Origin of the sequence: Moraxella bovis, from assembly GCF_002014975.1 — a bacterium.
In the GTDB taxonomy this organism is placed as follows: domain Bacteria; phylum Pseudomonadota; class Gammaproteobacteria; order Pseudomonadales; family Moraxellaceae; genus Moraxella; species Moraxella bovis.
On the sequence record NZ_MUXV01000017.1, the window covers coordinates 19,459 to 39,275 of the forward strand.

General features: G+C 43.9%; 22 protein-coding genes. 4 read left to right on the forward strand and 18 right to left on the reverse strand.

Annotation, left to right across the window (positions count from 1 at the left end):
- The 12 genes from B0182_RS04360 to B0182_RS04410 form a co-directional block, all read right to left on the reverse strand.
- Complete coding sequence (locus B0182_RS04360; RefSeq protein WP_078273765.1) at positions 1–990, reverse strand: KpsF/GutQ family sugar-phosphate isomerase; 990 nt, start codon at positions 988–990, stop codon at positions 1–3.
- A gap of 161 nt (positions 991–1,151) precedes the next feature.
- Entirely contained in the window at positions 1,152–1,757 is a 606-nt protein-coding gene (hfq, locus tag B0182_RS04365) for an RNA chaperone Hfq (RefSeq protein ID WP_078273766.1), read from the reverse strand.
- A 65-nt stretch (positions 1,758–1,822) separates the two neighbouring features.
- Positions 1,823–2,962: a tRNA (adenosine(37)-N6)-dimethylallyltransferase MiaA gene (gene miaA, locus B0182_RS04370; RefSeq protein ID WP_078273767.1), complete on the reverse strand. Its 1,140-nt coding sequence runs from the start codon at positions 2,960–2,962 to the stop codon at positions 1,823–1,825.
- Positions 2,959–3,393: a tRNA (adenosine(37)-N6)-threonylcarbamoyltransferase complex ATPase subunit type 1 TsaE gene (tsaE, locus tag B0182_RS04375; protein ID WP_078273768.1), complete on the reverse strand. Its 435-nt coding sequence runs from the start codon at positions 3,391–3,393 to the stop codon at positions 2,959–2,961. The genes miaA and tsaE overlap by 4 nt, the downstream gene beginning before the upstream one ends.
- The gene (locus B0182_RS15125) at positions 3,390–3,512 is read right to left on the reverse strand and encodes a hypothetical protein (protein WP_264676651.1); all 123 of its coding nucleotides are present in this window, start codon (positions 3,510–3,512) and stop codon (positions 3,390–3,392) included. The genes tsaE and B0182_RS15125 overlap by 4 nt, the downstream gene beginning before the upstream one ends.
- A 36-nt stretch (positions 3,513–3,548) precedes the next feature.
- Positions 3,549–3,902, reverse strand: a complete 354-nt coding sequence (locus tag B0182_RS04380) for a GNAT family N-acetyltransferase (protein WP_078273769.1) — start codon at positions 3,900–3,902, stop codon at positions 3,549–3,551.
- Positions 3,883–4,137: a type II toxin-antitoxin system TacA family antitoxin gene (locus tag B0182_RS04385; protein WP_029102153.1), complete on the reverse strand. Its 255-nt coding sequence runs from the start codon at positions 4,135–4,137 to the stop codon at positions 3,883–3,885. Before B0182_RS04385 ends, B0182_RS04380 begins: the two co-directional genes overlap by 20 nt.
- A 9-nt stretch (positions 4,138–4,146) precedes the next feature.
- Positions 4,147–4,743, reverse strand: coding sequence for a 6-pyruvoyl trahydropterin synthase family protein (locus B0182_RS04390; RefSeq protein WP_078273770.1), 597 nt, complete (start codon positions 4,741–4,743; stop codon positions 4,147–4,149).
- 136 nt (positions 4,744–4,879) lie between these two features.
- On the reverse strand, positions 4,880–5,281 hold the full coding sequence (locus B0182_RS04395; RefSeq protein WP_078273771.1) for an ExbD/TolR family protein: 402 nt from the start codon (positions 5,279–5,281) through the stop codon (positions 4,880–4,882).
- Between the two features lie 9 nt (positions 5,282–5,290).
- A complete protein-coding gene (locus B0182_RS04400) occupies positions 5,291–5,845 on the reverse strand; it encodes a MotA/TolQ/ExbB proton channel family protein (RefSeq protein ID WP_078273772.1) in 555 nt (184 codons plus the stop codon).
- 40 nt (positions 5,846–5,885) lie between these two features.
- Positions 5,886–6,881 (reverse strand): energy transducer TonB, encoded by a 996-nt coding sequence (locus tag B0182_RS04405; protein WP_078273773.1) that lies wholly within the window; start codon positions 6,879–6,881, stop codon positions 5,886–5,888.
- 177 nt (positions 6,882–7,058) lie between these two features.
- Positions 7,059–8,255, reverse strand: coding sequence for an AI-2E family transporter (locus tag B0182_RS04410; protein ID WP_143821662.1), 1,197 nt, complete (start codon positions 8,253–8,255; stop codon positions 7,059–7,061).
- 186 nt (positions 8,256–8,441) lie between these two features.
- Between B0182_RS04410 and ilvD the strand changes: the two genes are divergently transcribed.
- The gene (gene ilvD / locus B0182_RS04415) at positions 8,442–10,340 is read left to right on the forward strand and encodes a dihydroxy-acid dehydratase (protein WP_078273774.1); all 1,899 of its coding nucleotides are present in this window, start codon (positions 8,442–8,444) and stop codon (positions 10,338–10,340) included.
- Positions 10,341–10,428: 88 nt separating this feature from the next.
- Here ilvD and B0182_RS04420 read toward each other — a convergent pair whose 3' ends face one another.
- Entirely contained in the window at positions 10,429–10,644 is a 216-nt protein-coding gene (locus tag B0182_RS04420; protein ID WP_078273775.1) for a hypothetical protein, read from the reverse strand.
- A 103-nt stretch (positions 10,645–10,747) separates the two neighbouring features.
- Between B0182_RS04420 and B0182_RS04425 the strand changes: the two genes are divergently transcribed.
- Both B0182_RS04425 and B0182_RS04430 read left to right on the forward strand, forming a co-directional pair.
- Positions 10,748–11,140 (forward strand): helix-turn-helix domain-containing protein, encoded by a 393-nt coding sequence (locus B0182_RS04425; protein WP_078273776.1) that lies wholly within the window; start codon positions 10,748–10,750, stop codon positions 11,138–11,140.
- A gap of 12 nt (positions 11,141–11,152) precedes the next feature.
- Positions 11,153–11,731 carry a hypothetical protein gene (locus B0182_RS04430; RefSeq protein WP_078273777.1) on the forward strand — a complete coding sequence of 193 codons (579 nt, stop codon included), beginning with the start codon at positions 11,153–11,155 and terminating at the stop codon, positions 11,729–11,731.
- Here B0182_RS04430 and gloB read toward each other — a convergent pair.
- The 5 genes from gloB to B0182_RS04455 form a co-directional block, all read right to left on the reverse strand.
- Positions 11,728–12,513, reverse strand: a complete 786-nt coding sequence (gene gloB, locus B0182_RS04435; RefSeq protein ID WP_078273778.1) for a hydroxyacylglutathione hydrolase — start codon at positions 12,511–12,513, stop codon at positions 11,728–11,730. The two genes, B0182_RS04430 and gloB, sit on opposite strands and share 4 nt — an antisense overlap.
- Positions 12,514–12,729: 216 nt before the next feature.
- Positions 12,730–13,812: a 3-phosphoserine/phosphohydroxythreonine transaminase gene (serC, locus tag B0182_RS04440; RefSeq protein WP_078273779.1), complete on the reverse strand. Its 1,083-nt coding sequence runs from the start codon at positions 13,810–13,812 to the stop codon at positions 12,730–12,732.
- Between the two features lie 123 nt (positions 13,813–13,935).
- Positions 13,936–14,811, reverse strand: a complete 876-nt coding sequence (locus tag B0182_RS04445) for a hypothetical protein (RefSeq protein ID WP_078273780.1) — start codon at positions 14,809–14,811, stop codon at positions 13,936–13,938.
- 275 nt (positions 14,812–15,086) lie between these two features.
- Positions 15,087–17,483, reverse strand: coding sequence for a M48 family metalloprotease (locus B0182_RS04450; protein WP_078273781.1), 2,397 nt, complete (start codon positions 17,481–17,483; stop codon positions 15,087–15,089).
- Between the two features lie 14 nt (positions 17,484–17,497).
- Positions 17,498–18,088 carry a LemA family protein gene (locus B0182_RS04455; RefSeq protein ID WP_078273782.1) on the reverse strand — a complete coding sequence of 197 codons (591 nt, stop codon included), beginning with the start codon at positions 18,086–18,088 and terminating at the stop codon, positions 17,498–17,500.
- A gap of 422 nt (positions 18,089–18,510) precedes the next feature.
- Here B0182_RS04455 and rodA point away from each other — a divergent pair, with 422 nt between their 5' ends.
- The gene (rodA, locus tag B0182_RS04460; protein WP_078273783.1) at positions 18,511–19,653 is read left to right on the forward strand and encodes a rod shape-determining protein RodA; all 1,143 of its coding nucleotides are present in this window, start codon (positions 18,511–18,513) and stop codon (positions 19,651–19,653) included.
- The last annotated feature ends 164 nt before the right edge of the window (positions 19,654–19,817 follow it).

Consider the following 19,817-nt stretch of genomic DNA (forward strand, 5'->3'; position numbering starts at 1 on the left):
TTAGCTTACGCCTGCTTTTAGCAAGTCATGAATGCTAATCACGCCTGCAAGCCTACCGTTGTCCAGTACCAATAACTGACTAATGGCATGCTCATTCATCAGCGTTAGGGCATCAGACGCTCGCATCTCGCCCGTGGTATGCTTAGGGTGCTTGGTCATGAGCGTATTCATGGGGGCCGATAGCGACACGTTATCCGCCAGTTTACGCCGTAAATCGCCATCGGTAAAAATACCCACCACATCATCACACTCATCAACCACCACCGCCAAGCCCAGTCGCCCCCCTGTCATCACAAGCAAGGCTTTATCAAGACTGGTATCGGCTCGCACCATGGGCAGGTTCTCGGTGTGCATGACATCCTTGACACGGGTCAACAGTTTACGCCCCAATGCCCCTGCTGGGTGCGACAAGGCAAAATCATTACTGGTAAAACCCCGAGCATGCAACAGTGCCACCGCCAACGCATCGCCCAGTGCCAGTGTGGCGGTCGTGCTTGATGTCGGTGCCAGTCCGAGCGGACAGGCTTCTTCAAAATTACCAAGGGTCAAAGCGATATTGGCAGATTTAGGTAAAAACCCACGACGGTCACGGCTAATACTAATCAGGGGAATACCCAACTGTTTGACGACAGGGATAAGCATTTTAATCTCATCGGACTGCCCTGAGTTAGAAATGGCAATCAGTACATCGCCCTGTACCAGCATACCCAAATCGCCATGCCCTGCCTCCCCTGGGTGCATAAAAAATGCAGGCGTGCCTGTACTTGCCAATGTCGCCGCTATCTTACGCCCGATATGTCCACTCTTGCCCATGCCTGTCACCACGACACGCCCCCGACACGCCAAAATCGCCTGACACGCCCGCACAAAACGCTCATCAAGCTCATCTTTAAGCAGTGTCAATGCCTCTTGTTCGGTGTTAATGGCGGTCAAGCCCACGCTGATAAAGTCAGTATCAAGATCGGCTGTGTTTGGGGTTTGGTCGTTCATGAGTGGCGGATGGTTTGTAAAATAAAATGGGTATGATACCATATTTGGCGATGTTTTATGGTAAATTTTTATCAAACTGCGATAGCTTTTATCATAAAAGCTTTTACCACAAAAAAGCCCACATCATGTGAGCTTTTTATGGTTAGTTACCACGAGCGACATCATTCATCATCATTGGTTTTGTCAAACCCTTGGCGGTCAAAGGTGCTGTTGTCAAAGGCTTTATTATCAAATCCCTTGCCGTCAAAACCACGTTCATTTTTCTCAAAGCCTTTGCCATCAAAGCCACGCTCTTCAAAACCCGAACGTTCAAAGCCTTGATTAAAGCCCATGCTTCCTTGTGGATAGCCACCACGTTCAAAGCCTTGATTGCCACCAAAACCTTGGTTTGGCGGAGTGCGAGTAAAGCCACCCACAGGACGGGTTGTGCCTGCCCCACCGCCAAAGCCTTGACGGTCAAAGCCTGCATTAGGATAGCTTGTACCTTGATAGTTACTGCCACTCATCACGCCCACCGATGACGGATAGCCCGTACCTGTGCTAGGGGTTGCACCATCTGTGCGTGGGTTGCGAGTGGGGACAACGGTAGAAATGGCATGCTTATAGACCATTTGGCTGACGGTATTTTTAAGCAATACAACATACTGGTCAAATGATTCAATCTGACCTTGTAGCTTGATACCATTGACCAAAAAAATAGACACAGGAATGCGGTCTTTACGCAGAGCGTTTAGGAAGGGGTCTTGTAGGCTTTGCCCTTTTGACATTGTTGTTCTCCAAAATTAACACAAGAAAAAAGCAACCAACGGTGCTTGGAAAAATACGTTAAAAATTACGCCAAAAGCTCATTTTGTGCGTCTTTCATGCTTGCAAATGAAAAAATCCGTTGCTGTGATTGGGGGTCGCTTGTTATGCTAGCCTTTGTTTTATTCATTTCATTGGCGTTTATAAATTGGGGTAAACTGGTCAGTTGTCTTTGCCATGTTGATTGGCGTTTTGCCAGTTGTCTTGTTGCATATAATGCCTTATTTTTCATGTCTTGGCAAGCCATATCATGCATATTTTGCTCTTTTGTTACAAAATTCTTGCCATTTTCGGCAGTCATTTTGTTGTTTTTTTGTAAATTTATAGCAAATGGTTGCCAAATGGGGGAGGTTTGCATAATCTCATGGTCGGTTATCGCCAAAAATTCCAATACCTGCCGATAGCCCACGCACCGCATGGACGGCATATCAGGCGTTAGGTCGGGGTATTTTTGCAAAAGATGAATCACTTCATCAACCAGTCCCTGCTCCCACATGATGTCAAGGCGTTTGGCGATACGCTCGTGTAGCCATGCACGTTCAGGCTCTACCGATAGGGTCAGCCAATGCTGGCGTGGATTATGACAAGGGGCGACTTTGGGCGTATCTTGCCAGACGCTCATGGGTGTGCCTGTCTGCATATGCACTTCCACCGCCCTTGTGATACGCTGGGTGTCGGATATTTTTAGACGCTCACAAATCTTGGGGTCATGCGTTTGCAGATAGGCGTACAGCTCGCCAATGCCTTTATCAGACAGCCATGCCATGACCTGCCCACGAATGGCAGGGTCGGTGTCAGGCACGGCAGACAAGCCATCAAGTAACGTCATATAATACATCATCGTACCGCCCACAAGTAGCGGAATCTTGCCCCGTGCGTGAATGTCGCCAATGAGTCGCTCCACGTCCGCCACAAAAGTTGCCACGTTATAAGTCTCGGTCGGCTTGATGACATTAACGAGATGATGTGGAAAACGGACAAGCTCATCATCGGTCGGTTTTGCCGTGCCGATGTTCATGTCCTCATAAATCAGGGCACTATCCACCGAAATCAGCTCAAACCGCCCTGTATCAAATAATTTAAACGCCAAGTCGGTTTTACCGCTGGCGGTGGGGGCGATAAGCGATAGGACGGTGTTATCGGGTAGGGATTGATAATGTAAATTCATGACAAATCCAAATCCATTCCAACAATCTCTACCACCCGACTTTCATCAGCTTGTCTTGTAATGTTTATCGTTATATCAGGCTTTGGCAAAATGCTCTCGGCACGGCTTGCCCATTCAATGATGACCAGTGAATTTGGCTCATCAAAATATTCAAAAAACCCAATAAAATCCAGCTCTTCTGGGTCATTTAGCCGATATAGGTCGGCATGGTATACAGGCTTACCATTGATATTATAAGGCTCAACCAGGGTATAAGTTGGGCTTTTTACCGCCCCTGTATGCCCCAATGCACGCAAAAGATAACGGGTAAAAGTCGTCTTGCCCGCCCCCAAATCGCCTGATAGCCACAGACTGCCTGTGGGATTGGTTTTGGCAAGGGCGTTGGCAAGGTGCTGGGTGTCGGTTTCGTTTTTTAGGATTAAAGTTTTCATTCTTCACGTTCAATTTTAGAAACAGGAAAAGCCATTCTCAATGGTGTATTTTGCAATTCAAAAAATCCATAACTTTGATAAAATGATTTTGCCTGTTCATCTTTGGCATCAACAATCACAAAAGCCACACCAATCAACTCAGCTGTTCTTTTTGCTCACCGTAGGGCGTGTGCCAACAAATCAATACCGATTCCCATGCCTTGATAATTTTTATCAACCGCCAAACGCCCAATCAATATGCAAGGTATGGCAGTATGTGGTGATTGATTTTTTAATTCATCAGGACTGTCCGATTTTTGTATTTTATCCGCTGATAAGGTGTAAAATCCAATGACACGACCATTTTCATGACTAACATAAATAACCGCTTCCTGTCTTTTTGCAATTTGACTGGCAAGTTGTTTAATAAAACGATTTAATATGTCATTACCACAGTCAAATAAAAACCTATCGTGATTTTTATTTAACGGTTCAAATACCAATGAATGCTTACGATTTATCAAGTTCATAACCCCGAGCAATTAACGCTTTCATTTTTTCATTTGGCTCTGGGGGATTATTTAAAAAATCCATCATATTATTCCACTCTTCATCAGTCAAATAAATACCTTTGTCTTTATCAACTATTTTTAAAGCGGTTTGATAGGCTTGCTCAGTAATAAAATCACTCAATGGCATACCAACAATTTGACTTGCTTTTTCAATAATCACTTGCTCACTAGGAGTAATGTCTAACACTATCATAGTTTATCCTTAAAAATTCACTTGTCTTAACGGCTGTGGATTGACAAATTTCTCGCCACGTTTTAGCTTATCAAACAGCTCGCTATCGCCCCACTCGGCTTTGACTTGTTCGCTAAATTCAAACATATCCAGCGACAATTTGCCCATACGGTCGTTTTCTATGTCTTCACGAAAACATTGGGCGTACCCTGTGGCGGTCTCGTGGACGATGACCGAATAGACAGACACGTCTGTCTCGCCATTTTGGGTCGTGGTGTTCTGCATGACCTTATCCGCCCAATAAAAAATCACACGACTAAACTGCTCGGCAGATGGCGACACAGGCAGACTTATCCAACGAGCTGAAAAATCCTTGCACGCACGGATATAATCGCCATCGTCCTTATCCCAAAAGGTAATGGCATGGTCAAAACTGTCAATCAAGTCCTTAATGTGCGACTTTAATAGCCCAAAATCATAGACCATTTGCCCGTTGTCAAGAGCGTGGGCTTCTAGGATAAGTTCCACCTGATAGCTATGCCCATGAATAGAGCGACTGCAACGGTCGGACGTGCAGTTGCGGACGATGTGGGCATTTTCAAATTTAAAGAGTTTACGGATACGCATTTTTGAATGTTATGTGGTTAATTTTTTGTATTATATCATGAAATTTTGTTTTTGGACGGATACGCATTTTTAGCCCAAATAAATAAAACCCCACATAATGTAGGGCTTTATTTGATGATGATTTATTTTTAACAGCTCATTCATTGACAAAAGCAATCTTGGTCAGCCCTGCCCCGCTTGCTGTTGCCAGCACTTGCGCGACTGTGTCATATTTGCCTTCTTTGTCGGCACGCAGATGAACCTGTGGGTCTTTGCCTTTTGCCACCTCTTCGCCAAAACGAGCATTAAGCTCATCTAGGCTCAAAGCTGTTTTATCCCAATAAATTTGACCGTCCGCATCAATGCTAATCTGTATCACTTCTGGCGGTACGTCATTGACTTCTGCCGATGTTTTTGGCAAATCAAGCGGTACGGTCGGGTTTAGCACCGTTGCTGTTACCAAAAAGATAATCATAAGCACCAGCATGATGTCAATTAGGGGGATAAGGTTAATCTCATTCATGCCCCCATTGTCGTTGTCGCTCAGTTCAAACGCCATGATAACCCCCTAGCGTGCCACACGGGCAAGCAGTGCGTGAGCGGTATCATTGGCGTGATGAATGGCACGCTTATTGATACGTGTGATGATGTTAAAAAACACCACCGCAGGAATCGCCACCGCCAGACCCAGACCCGTCATAATCAAGGCTTCGCCCACCGGCCCTGCCACTTGGGCAAGTCCTGCCTGCCCGCTCTGACCGATAGAATGCAAGGCATGAAAAATCCCCCACACCGTCCCAAACAGTCCAATAAACGGAGCAATCGCGGCGGTCGTGCCGAGTACCGATAAACCCTTTTCAAGCTCAAAACGGTAGCGAGCGATGTTCTGTAACAGACTCTGCTCAGTGATGATTTTGCGTTGATTAAAATCAAGCCCACCAAAATCTTTGCTGACGTTATCAATCTCGGCAGTGAGTTCATTGCTAATCACGCCTGCCATTTGGCGAGAGCTAAGCAGGCGAGTGATACCCACAAACCATGAAACCAATGACAAAGCAATCAAGATAAAAAATAATGTTTTACTGACAGCGTCAGTATATTGCCAATAATGCGCAAAATCCATAATCATTCCTTATAAAGAATGGGTTAAGTGAATGTTGTATTTAAAATTGTACTGTCGTAGAGAATGTCGCTGTTCCCGACATCGGCTGACCGCTTGATGATTTAAAGGGGTGCAATCTGGCTCGGCGAAGGGCTTGGGAGATTTGTCTATCCAAGCCTTTATCGCCTGTATTCACGCCAGAGACACTGGTAATCTTACCATTAGCATCAATGGTGAGCGTGGCAACAAAATTTGCCGAACCGCTTAATTTTTCGGACGTCAATCCATTCCAGTTAGGTTTGCTTTTCCAACTGGCATTGGAGATGGATAAATTTTGACCTTTTAGCTCACTACCGCCAGCACCACCGCTTTTTGTCGTGTCTTTATTGCCAGTCTTATTGTCGGTTTTGGTGTCTTTACCATCACCACCCCTGCCTTGACCTTGTTCGGCACGGGTCTTGGCATCAGCTTCAGCTTTTTGGCGTGCCAATTTTGCCTGTCTGTCTCGTTCGGCTTGTTGGCGTGCTAACTCGGCTTGTCTGTCTCGTTCGGCTTGACGCTCTCTTTCTTGTTGCTCACGTTCACGCTGTTCTCGCTCTCTTTGCTGTTGCAGTTCAAAGGCTTTTTGAGCTCGCTCCTGAGCGATGATGTCCACCTGTGGTTCTGTGACCTTGGGTGGCTCTTTGGGTTCGAGTTTAACAGGTTCTTGTTTAAGCTCAGGTTTTGGTGGTTTAGGTTTTGGTAACTCTTTTTGGGGTTCAAGTCTAGGCTCAGGCTTGGGAACTTTTGGTGGTGGCGGTGGACTTGCCTTGGGTGAGGCAGGTGCCGCCACAGACTGTGCAGGGATGGGCATTGGCTTAGGTTCGGGCTTGGCTAGTTCAGGCGACTCTTCGTTGTTAAGCTTAATCATCTGAATTTCAAGCGGCGGCGTGATTTTAGGTGGCTCAATATGAAGTATTTGCATGGTTGCCAAACCCACGCCTGCCACGCCATGCAAAATAATCGCCACAGCCGCCGCCAACACCTTGTATTTATTAGAATGCTCAAAGGTCATCATCACAAACCCACAAAAGAAAAACACTGTTTTTGGATTTAAACAGCATTCATCATAACAAAAAGTTATACAAAACGGATAAAAAGTAAGAAACGATAACAATTATCAACTGGTATATTATCTCAAATTTTGTACAAAATTGCAAGGGGTTAAGAATGATTATTTTTAAAATTTTCACATTTAAAACTTCTTGTCTGTATTATTTACATCTTGCTTTAGGGATAACACCACCACTTTCGACTGGCTTTTTGCCTTATAAGCGTCATAATCGGCATAGGGGTCGGTTTTCATGTCGTTTTCGTTTTGGTCAAGCACTTTGATTGAATAGTCTTGTAAGACAAACTTCACATACACCACCTGCACCCACACAATCGCCACTACCATAAGCGGTGTCGCCATGGCAATGCCAAGCACGCCTGTGAGCGTTCCCATGATGATTTGCGAGAGCAGTAGAGCCACAGGGGGCAGGTCGATGAGTCGTTGTTGCACCATTGGGGCGACCACATAGCTTTCTAACTGCTGAACCATGACAATCATAACAAGTGTCCACAGTAGCAAATCAGGTGAGACAATCAGCACAAGGAGCAGAATCGGCACCGCCGACAGCCACGGACCAATCACAGGCACAAAATCCAGCACAAAGGCAATCACGCCCATTGCCAACGCAAACGGAATGCCCATCAGCCACAAAGCTGCCCCTGTCGCCACACCCACAAACGCCATGACCACAAACTGCCCGATGAGCCATTGCTCTATCGCCCCATAACTGCGTTTTAGCAGGTATTCACCCTTGTCTCGATACGGCTTTGGCACAAGGGCAATGGCGCTTTTAGTGTACACGCTTGGCGATAATGCCAAAAACAGCCCTACCACCAAAATCACAAAAAACGTCCCCACACCGCTTAGCATACCCCCAAAAAATGCAGGCAGACCACCGACAATACTGTCTTGAAATTTTTCAAAAAACGCCTTAGGGTCTTGTTGGAATTCTACCGCCCATGCATTTTGGGTCAGCCATTCATAGATGGCAGGATAGCTTTTAAGGTAGTCTTTGATGGCATCAAAGGACTTGGGGGCAAGCTGTTTCATGTCGGCAAACTGAGCGACAAGCTCCGAGCCAAACATCGCCAAAAACCCTGCCACCACCGACAGCACCGCCACCGTTACCGCACCGACTTGCACGCCGTGGGGCAGTTTGGCAAAGTAGTCGCCCACTTTGGGAATTTGGCAGGTGAGCTGTGCCAAACTTAGCAAAAACACCGCCACCAAAATGGACGCAAATACCATAAGCCACACTTGAATGAGATAATAAAAACTCATCAAAAACAGGACAAGGGCGACAAAAAAGACAATGGCGGATTTATAAGATGTGGTCATGGCAAATTTAAAATAATGGATTTGGTTTGGCTAAAATGTAGCCTAAAATCGGCAGTTTGGCAAGCGGTTATTTTTATAATTAAAAGTTTTTAAATTTATAAAAATTATAAATAAAATTTTTCAAATATTATCCTTTAAAAAGTGCTAAAATAACCCTTTTAGCCAACCGCCAATTTAGGAAAAAATATGCCACAATACCGCTCAAAAACTTCCACACAAGGCCGCAACATGGCAGGGGCGAGAGCCTTATGGCGTGCCACAGGCATGACGGACGATGATTTTAATAAGCCTATCATTGCCATCGCCAACTCGTTTACCCAGTTTGTGCCGGGACACGTTCACCTAAAAGACTTAGGACAGCTTGTCGCTCGTGAGATTGAAAAAGCAGGGGGCGTTGCCAAAGAGTTTAACACCATTGCCGTAGATGACGGTATTGCCATGGGGCATGGCGGTATGTTGTACAGCTTGCCAAGCCGTGATTTGATTGCCGATAGCGTGGAATATATGGTAAACGCCCACTGTGCGGACGCTTTGGTGTGTATCTCCAACTGTGATAAAATCACCCCTGGCATGCTTATGGCTGCCTTACGCCTAAATATCCCTGTGGTCTTTGTCTCAGGTGGCCCTATGGAAGCTGGTAAAGTGCTGGCAAGCGAAGTGCATGACGGACACATGACCCATGAGACCATAACCAATGAGAGTGGTAAAAAGGTGCGTAAACTTGACCTAGTGGACGCCATGATTGACGCTGCCGATGACCTAATCAGCGATGAAGACGTGGCAAACGTGGAGCGTTCTGCTTGCCCAACTTGTGGCTCATGCTCTGGTATGTTTACCGCCAACTCCATGAACTGCTTGACCGAAGCGTTGGGGCTGTCCTTACCCGGAAATGGCTCGCTCCTTGCCACGCACGCCAAGCGTAAAGAGCTTTTCTTGGAAGCAGGTCGGCTGATTGTAGAGCTTGCCAAACGTTATTATAAACAAGATGATTATAGTGTTTTGCCAAGAAGTATCGCCACCAAAGACGCATTTTTGAACGCCATGAGCCTTGACATTGCCATGGGCGGTAGCACCAATACCATTTTGCACCTATTGGCAGCGGCATTTGAGGCAGGCGTGGACTTTAAAATGGCGGACATTGACCGTCTATCTCGTGCCGTGCCGTGCCTATCCAAAGTCGCCCCTGCCACACAAAAATACCACATGGAAGACGTACACCGTGCAGGGGGCGTGATGGGGATTTTGGCGGAGCTTAACCGAGCAGGGCTAATTCGCACGGGCGTGCCAACCGTGCATAGCCCAACCCTAGCGGACGCCCTTGCCAAATGGGACGTGATGAACCCCGATAACCAAACCGCCCGAGAGCTGTACATCGCCGCCCCTGCGGGCGTACGCACCACGCAGGCATTTAGCCAAAACAAAGTCTGGGGCAAACTTGATTTGAACCGTGAATCGGGCTGTATCCGTAGTAAAGAATTTGCGTACAGTCAAGACGGTGGCTTGGCAGTGCTGTTTGGCAACATTGCCGAGCGTGGCTGTGTGGTCAAAACCGCAGGCGTGGATGAGAGCATTTTGACCTTTACAGGGCGGGCAAGGGTCTTTGAAAGCCAAGATTCTGCGGTGGAGGCGATTTTGGCGGACAAAATTGTCGCAGGCGACATCGTCATTATCCGCTATGAAGGCCCCAAAGGCGGGCCGGGTATGCAAGAAATGCTCTATCCCACGTCTTATCTAAAATCAAAAGGCTTGGGCAAGGCGTGTGCGTTGCTCACGGACGGACGATTTAGCGGTGGTACATCGGGGCTGTCTATCGGACACGCAAGCCCAGAGGCGGCAGAAGGCGGTGCGATTGGGTTGGTGGAAGAATTTGACACCATTGTCATTGACATTCCAAACCGCTCCATTCATCTTGATGTTACGGACGATGAGCTTGCCCGTCGCCGTGAAGCGATGAACGCAAAAGGCAAACAGGCGTGGAAACCTGCAAATCGTGTTCGCCAAGTCAGCCAAGCCTTACGAGCCTATGCGGTCTTGACAACGAGTGCCGATACAGGGGCGGTGAGAGATGTGAGTCAAGTTGAGTGATTGTCAATTTGGCACAAAAAAACTGGACAAGGTTGATTGTCCAGTTTTTTATTGGGTAAACTTTAATGGTTGGAATTTTCAAATTAGATTAGTTATATCTAAATCCTTTTGACTTCATGCATTGATTTAGTAAAGCAGTTTTTTCGTCTTTACTGACCTTTGCCAATCCAATTTCATATTGACATTTTGCCAACTGGTTTTGGGTGTCGTATAGATTAACACCTGCTTTGTTCCATGTTGGGTCAGAACACGCTGTTAAAAATAATGGCAAAACCGCCAAAACAGTCAAAGAAGATTTTTTCATGGTAAATTTCTCCAAGATTGAATATATTGATGATTTTATCATTTCGTGATATGCTTAACCATTCCAAAAAGTGAAATTTACTGGCGAAAAAGTGGAGAATTTTATGCTGGTTTTTGAAAAAATAAAAGACATAAGAGAAACCAAGGGGTTTACACAGGAAGAGATTGCACATGCATTGAAAATCTCTCCAAGTGGTTATTCTAAGATTGAACGTGGCGAAACTCGGATTAACATCGACCGCTTACAACAGATTGCTGACATTTTGGAAGTCAATATCTTTGATTTAATCCCAAACAAAGAACATAATATTATCTATGAGTTGAATGGTGGCTATAATAACTTTCAAGGCAATTATTATAGCGGAGATAAATCACAAACTGAAATTGAAAAATTACAACTCATTATCGCCCATAAAGATGAATTGCTTGCTCAAAAAGATGATGAATTAAAAACTTTAAAGGGGATTTTGGCATTACTCCAAGAAAAACTTGCTTAGTTTTAGATTATTATGTTAAAAGCCTTTTTATTATTCCTTTATGCCATTATCAAAACCATAGGCTTAATTATCCTATGGTTTGTTTTGGCAGGTGTCATTTCTCATGGTATCAGCGAATTAAATACAGAATATTATCAGCCCAATGATGTGCCTAGTGATAGATTTATGGTTATTAGCACAGATACCGATAATGGCTATTATCGTCAAACTTGGCAAGAACATCAAACCAACCCTAAACCGCCATTAACCACCCCTGACAAGGATTGTATAGAAGATTGTTTAACAATATTAGACAATGGCAATTATTTATATACCAATGATAGCGCCATGTATATGAGCCATTCTGAATATCAGGTTAAGAATGATAAGATTATCCCCATATCTTTTAAAACCTATCATTTAGGGCATATACTTGTCGGTATGATTGGGGCGTTTTTTGTCATAGGATTTTTAAAATACTTGTTTAGAATTTTTCAAATTAGAAAAGACAAGCAGGCGATGATAAATTACCATAAAAAATTAGCCGAAAATTTACTTATCGCCTGTGCTGTCTTGGGTGTATTTTGGGCGGTGGTTTATCTACTTGCCTAAAACTTATTTTTTAATTCACGCAGTGCCGAAAATACCGATAATTTATCGTCATGATTTAAGGGATAAATTTGCTTGATATTATTTATCATCGCCCCATTGTCGGTTTGCAAAAAGACGTTAATCAGCCGTTCTTGCTTTAAAGATGTTGGCAGGGACGGGATATTGTTTTTTAACTCATTTTCCACCGTATTTTTATAACTCAAAATCTCTTTTTTGGTCGTCTCATCACATACCGATAAGCCAAAGTTAAGATTGGAGAGTGTATATTCATGCGTGGGATAAAACAGCGTGTCATCGGGCAAGGTATCAAACTGCTCCATGCTATCAAACAACTCCCCAATCGTCCCCGTAAACACCCGTCCACAACCGCCACTAAATAGCGTATCGCCACAAAACACATGGGTTATATTAGCCATATCACACAGATAGGACAAATGCGTGTCGGTATGCCCTGCCGTTTTCCATACTTTAAACGTCAAGCCGAGCAGTTCAAATTCACTACCTTCATCGCACGCCACATCAGGGGTCATGCCAATGGCGTTAAGGTGCGACTTATGGGCGTAAATCTTGGCGTTGGGATAAGCGGATTTGGCACTTGCCACACCGCCAATATGGTCATCGTGATGATGCGTGATTAAAATGGCAGATAGGGTAAGATTGTGCTCATGTAGATAATCAAGCACAGGCTTATCATCGCCAATATCCACAGCAACGGCGTTATTGTCCTTCACGAGAAGCCAAACATAATTGTCATTTAAAATGGGAATGGGGGTAATGTGCATGAGTTTTTCCAAAATATAAAAAACCGACTGGTCGGTTGCAAAAACAAGGACGAACCAAATCCGCCCTTATGTTAACCTAATAAACCTGATATTTGCCATAGGTTTTGTAGGGGCGTGTTGCACACGACCTTTGATAGAGCTAGGCGTGCTCAGCACAGCCCTACGTCCATATATCATGAATTTGTGATTTGGGGTTGGTCTATGCATTGGTACAAATCAAGCGTACGTTTTTTCAAAATCTTTCATAAAGTCCGCCAACGCCTGTACCTGCTCATAGGTTACGGCATTATAAATGCTCGCTCGCATACCGCCAACCACACGATGACCTTTTAGGTTTAACAGCCCTGCATTTTTAGACTTTTCCAAAAAGACTTTATCAAGCTCGCTGTCGGCAAGCGTAAACGGCACATTCATGATAGAGCGGTGGCGTGGATTGACGGCATTATCATAAAAGCTAGAATTATCAATGACTTGATATAGTAGTTCGGCTTTGGCTCGGTTGGTTTTGGCAATGCCTTCTACTCCGCCATTTGCCAATAACCATTCAAATACCAATCCCGACAAATACCATGCAAACGTGGACGGGGTGTTGAGCATACTGTCGCTATCTGCTTGATTTTTATAATTTAAAATACTAGGACACCACGCACCTGCCCGCTCCATTAGGTCTTTACGGACGATGATAAGGGTCAAGCCAGCAGGCCCAATGTTCTTTTGAGCCCCTGCGTAAATCAGCCCAAAATCATTCACGTTAATCGGCTCGGATAAGATACAAGACGACATATCCGCCACAATGGGGGCGTTTACTTTGGGTGTATCAAAAATCTGCACGCCGTGAATGGTCTCGTTGGGGCAATAATGAAAATAAGACGCACCGTCTGTTAGCTCCCAAGTCTCAGGCGTGGGTACGTCTTTACCATCCCCTTGTGCGACTAGGTTAATCTTGCCTAAGCCTAGCGTTTCATAGCGTTTGGCTTCTTTATAGGCTTTTTGGGACCATGTGCCAGTATTTAGATAATCCGCCGTGCCGCCGTTTAGCAGGTTAAAGGGAATGGCGGAAAACTGCAATGACGCACCGCCTTGCAAAAACAGCACGGCATAGTCGTCCGAGATGCCCATGAGCGTGCGTAAATCCTGCTCGGCTTTAGTAGCAATCTCAATATAATCGGCACTGCGGTGACTAATCTCCATGACGGAGGTGCCCTTGCCACGCCAGTCTAACAGCTCAGCTTGGGCTTTTTGTAGGACTTCGGTAGACATGGTGGCAGGGCCAGCACAAAAATTGGCAAGACGGTTCATAGTTATCCTTTAAAGGTGGGGAATGATAGGGTGTATTGAACTTTGGTAAATACTCAAAATGCCCTAGCATTGTAGCAAATTTTTGGCAAAATTTTAACAGTCATCGGCATATTTAACCATAACTTAACCCACCACCGTTTGCCAAAACTGCTTTTTTAGGGCAGGACTCGTCATCATTTGGCGGATACTCGGCAGGGTTTGGGTGGTCTGAGCAATGACACCTGCGGGCGTATCTGTCAAAAATGCCACTTGCACAGCTTGATGATGACCAGATGACACACAAAGCCCAATGACAAAGCCGTCAAAGGTATATTGGGCGGGGTTTAGCCCTATATCCGAGCGAAATTCATTTTTGACCAATGGATAACCAATCTCACGATAAAAGGCGGTAATGGGCCGATGATTAGCTTGATTGCTTAGGGCATTTTTGAGCGACTGCCACAGCGACTGCTCATCACGGCTCATCAGTAGCATATCCACAATCAGCACCCACTGCCCGAACCGCACGCCTTGCAGGGCAAAGCGAATGTCAAGATGGGCAGGCGGAGCAAAGGGTTGGGCTTGGGCAAGGTTGGTTATGGGGTTTGGTTGGACTGGAGACTGGGCTTGCTCGCCTGTTACAATGCTTCCCAATACTCTTTGTGATTCGGGCGTGGCTGGTGTTAACTCGGCAGATGGCGGATTATCAGCTGATAAACTGGCAGGATCAAGCAACGCTCTGACATCCACAGCAGATGAGATTTGCGATTTATCGGGTGTTGGTGTGGTATTTGGTGCAGTAATTGGCTTGGCATGTTGCTTGGCGGGCAACTCATCAGGTAACAAATGAGTCAAGCGTGGATTGGGTTGCAGGCGGTCATACGCGGGCGGTAGGGTTATAATCCCTGCCCTATTCTGCCCTGTTGTCTCGTGTTTTTTTGCCCACAAAGATATGCCCGCCAATGCTAAGATATGGCGACTTTGGGCAATCTTTGGCGGACAGTCGGACAGGGTGTTCATGTTATATGAGGCGTTTTATCAATATTATTTTACAAATAACTTAATAGACTTCTTTCCAACCCCCGATTTTTATAGATTTTTACAAACTTCAAACCCAGTGTTTATAAGGGTTTATTTTTAGTTTGGAAAGAGATTTAATATACATCACAGACTTGCAAGGGCTGGTTCTGCATGCTCTTTTGATGACTTTGTTGATAAGGCGTGCTCAGCAACCCCTACACCCAAATATCATTGTGTTTGTAGTAATTTTAAAGTTTTGTGGCTATTATTGAAAATCAATACAAAACAAATTCATCATCAGGACACCAATATTGATGTAAGGTTAGTAATATTTCATAATCACGCTCACAAAATATCCCATCGCCCAATAAAGCGGTATGTAGTGTATCAATATATCGCTTAGCCGTCAATGTATTTTTCTGCTGATATTTTAACAGCCATAACGCCATATCCATCACACTAAATGCACTCATGACTTGCATTAATTTTTTCATGTCTGTCTCATCAATCACAATCTCATGATTGATAAGCCGAATCAACCGTTGTATGCTTGCACGGCATTTTATGTCATCGCCATCATCATAATGAGCCATAACCATATATATCATTACTGTTATCATTATCCAATCATTCATGTCCATGTCATATTTATGATACATGAATGTCAGTTTTTGTAACAATGGCTTATCAGCAATATCCATATCATCGGCAAATATCGCCAATAAACGATATAAATGCATGCTCTGCCATAATAGACTCAAATCATCATGATGATTGTCTTGATGATGTAACCCATTGATAAAATCCAACAGATGATGAACGTCATTTTTTAATAAAGCCCGTTTATCATCATGTTCCAAATCCTTGATAATACGCTGATAAATCAGCATTAATAAACCATTATCAATGCGTCTATCCATCTCTGCCACAGTTTTTAATAAAGACTTATCTATTTTTATGGTATCACTATTATCTGATTTTATATAAAAAATATTTGCTAAATTAAGCGAGTCGCATAAATAAAATCCATCATTATCATGGCAAAAGACAATCGCATAAAACAGCGAAAATAATTTACTCATGGGGCGATGTAGGTCATCATTACGTAAATAACGAGCGATGATAAGGGGCAATGTCATGCTTTTGACATGAGTCATATTAACATGATGAATATTTTTTAATTCATAATCGGCTCTGGCTTGTTTGGGGTACATCATCTCACCTTGGGCTTGCCATGATTTATCCACAACCAGCCTGCCATTAACCACTTTATCTTGTGATATTTCAATGTCATTTTTATAAATGGCGATATCAATCACTTTTTGATTATCACCAGAATTCACAAATAAATGAGCATCTTTATCTTTACCCATATCTTTATTATCACATAATACAAACTCCACGGTTTTATAATCACTCACGCCTGATTTTTTATGCCAATCAATAAACATCATCTTATCATGGGTTTGTTGTAATACATCCACATCCAAGTCATCAATCACCATCTTGGCAAAGTCATCATAATAATGTTCATCCAACGCCAGTATTCGCTCATGATTGCTCGGGTGCGTGCTACCCGTATGCCCCATTCGCTCCCGCCAGTTGATAGACATCTGGGTATCTTGGGGATTTAGAAAGAAAAAATAACTCAAATGCGTGGTATAGCGTTTTTGAGCATGTGCCAAATACGGCGTTCGTTGCAGGGTTTGTAATAATTTTGCCACGCCATCGCTACGGGTTAATTGCACCGATGTTGCATCCGCCAAAAACTCACGCTGACGATTAAAATGCTGTTTTATCCATTCGCTACTTGCCATGCCTAAAAAGCCCAATAAGCGAATTACCAAAGAAATAAACTCTATGGACAATCGCCCCGTACCCATCACAATCACATATTCTTGGCGTTCACCTTTATCATCTTGGTATTGATAGCGTTTGGCTTTGGGTTTTTGTCGCCATTTGGACAGCCATTCTAAGCCATCGGCAACATCATAAAGCCATGACAGACCTGACATTAAGACATACATTTGCACATTTAATTTGGCATCGCCATGTAAAATATGCCCATATTCATGCCCAATAAGCCCATAAAGACTTTCATTATCTAATTCTAACGCCCCTTTACTGACAACGAGCATCATATTTGCTTGATTAACCCCTGCCACAAAGGCATTCACCCCCGTCTCATCCATGACGTATAATTTAGGCAAAGTAATGTTTGAGGCAATCGCTAACTGCTCGGCAAATTCATAATACCGCCGATATTTTGGTTTAAAGTCTTTGATGTCTTTGGCATAAATCACCTGCTGTCTTTTTTTCTTTTTATTATCTTCATCATCATTAAAATGATTAATAGGCAAATCCACGCCTGACATATTAATAAATAAGCGTGTGACATCAATGTCTTTTAACAAAAAGTCATTATCATGGCTGATTTTGTTATAATGATACAAAACACTCATGATAAAATAACTGGGCACAAGAATCAGCACCCAAAACCATGCAAAACCACCCAAATCACCAAAAATAACATACCATATTATCATAAAAAATAATAAGGCAAGCAATACATGAACCATCATCGCCATGACAAATAACGCATATAACACCATGCTGTTTCTTTTGTAATGGCGTTGTAATTCAAAAAAGTTTTGATAAATTCGCTGTGGCATACATCACCAATACATCAAAGACTGACCGTTGGTGCAACATCAATGGCGGATTTATCAGCAAACTCTAATTGTGCTATTGGCATAAACCCAAACCAATTTGCCACTAAATTATTGGGAAAACTCTCACGTTGGTTATTATAAAACATCACGCTGTCATTATAAAACTGACGGGCAAATCCAATGCGATTTTCGGTATTTTTAATCTCATCAGAGAGCTCTTTTAGGGCAGAATCGGCTTTTAATTCAGGGTAATTTTCTACCACGGCATAAAAACTGCCCAACGCCCGAGACAGGTTGCTCTCAGCATTTGCCAGTTTGGCAAGCCCATCCGTGCCTGACAGCCCTGCACCTTTAAGAGCATCCAATCCACTTTTGGCGATGTTTCTGGCTTCGGTCACTTGGGTTAGTACCTGCTCTTCGTGGGTCATGTAGCGTTTGGCGACATTGACGAGATTGGGTATTAAGTCGTGGCGACGTTTGAGCTGAACATCAATCTGTGCCAGTCCGTTTACCACTTGGTTTCTTAGACGAACCAGTGCGTTATACACCGCTATCAAAAAGCCGATGATAACTGCCAATATGATGAGTGTTACGATGATGGCCATAATTTTTCCTTATTTTTACGAAATTTTGCCCTAACACAAAATTTTACTGTTAAAAGTCATCAAGATGAATTAAAATAGGACGTGTTGAATATTGGTATTTGCAATGAAAAATGAGAAAAATCGCACGTTTTTCAAGGAAAAACGCAGGCTGATAGTCATTTTATCAGACAAGTTTTTGACTTCGAGCCACAAGATTTAGCCATTTTTCATGCAAAAATTGATTGGAGTCATTAAATTTTATCACATTGTATAAAATGTTATCAATGTTCAACACGCCCTAATATGTTTTGATAAAAATATCAGTCGCCGATACATCAGGTAACTTACACGACCATCTTATAATTTATCATGAAATCCGCCAACTATCAGCAATTTTTTGATAAATTTTATCAAAAGTTCATCCAACCGCACCACGACTTGCCATGAGAGAAGAACAGTACCGATTTTCACGCCAAAGCCATCACTTCGTTGGGCGAGATTTAGAGCCGAGCGTGTGGCAACGCATTCACATCGACCCGTGGCTGACCCTGATTTTGTTCAGTATCTGCTTTGTGGGCTTGACGGTGCTATACAGTGCGTCCACGCAAAACACCGCCATGGTCATCCGACAAATGGTGAGCTATGGCATTGCCTTTGTGGTCATGGCAGTCATGGCACAGATTCCCCCGACTTTTTATCGCACACTAAGCCCTATTTTTTATGTATTGGGGCTGATTTTGTTGGTACTCGTTGAGATTATTGGCGAAGTTCGCATGGGGGCGAGGCGTTGGATTGGCATCCCTGGCTTTGGTAGCGTTCAGCCGTCTGAGTTCATGAAACTTGGCATGCCGATGATGTGTGCGTGGTATCTATCCAGAAAGGAGCTACCACCAAGCATTCCCACGGTCTTTACCACGCTTGCCATCATCGCTGTGCCTGTGATACTCATCGCCAAAGAACCTGATTTGGGGACGTCTATTTTGGTGGCAGCCAGTGGTATGTTTGTGCTGTTTTTGTCGGGGTTGCCTTGGTGGATGATTGGTGGGGCAATTGCGGTATTCATTCCTTTTGTGTGGGGCTTGTGGAATTTTTACATGCACGACTACCAAAAAACCCGTGTCATGACCCTAGTTGACCCCGAAGCGGACGCCTTGGGAGCAGGTTGGAACATCATCCAATCAAAAACCGCCATCGGTTCGGGTGGCTTGACAGGCAAAGGCTATCTAGAAGGCACGCAGTCGCACTTACACTTTTTGCCCGAAGGTCATACCGACTTTGCCATCGCGGCGTTTAGTGAAGAATTTGGTTTGGCAGGCGTGGGTCTGTTGCTGTTCTTTTATCTGTGCTTACTGGCTCGTTCTTTTTATATTGCCGTTGTCAATCCTGACACTTATTGTCGTCTGCTCGCTGGGGCATTGACCATGTCATTTTTTGTCTATATTTTTGTGAATATGGGCATGGTCAGTGGCATACTGCCCGTGGTTGGCGTGCCTTTGCCATTTATCAGTTATGGCGGTACGGCAGTGATTACTCTGATGGCAGGCTTTGGACTGCTAACCTGCGTGCATACTCATACCAAGCAGTAGGACACAATACCTTCTGTCGCTATTTTAAAACCGTATGTCATAAAATGATGTACGGTTTTGTTATAAATCATGTTAAGATAAGAACATGACAGATTTATGACAAAAAATCATAAATAATGGTTGGGAAAGCCCTTTATTTTGTCAAATTTTTTGTCTCTAGCCCA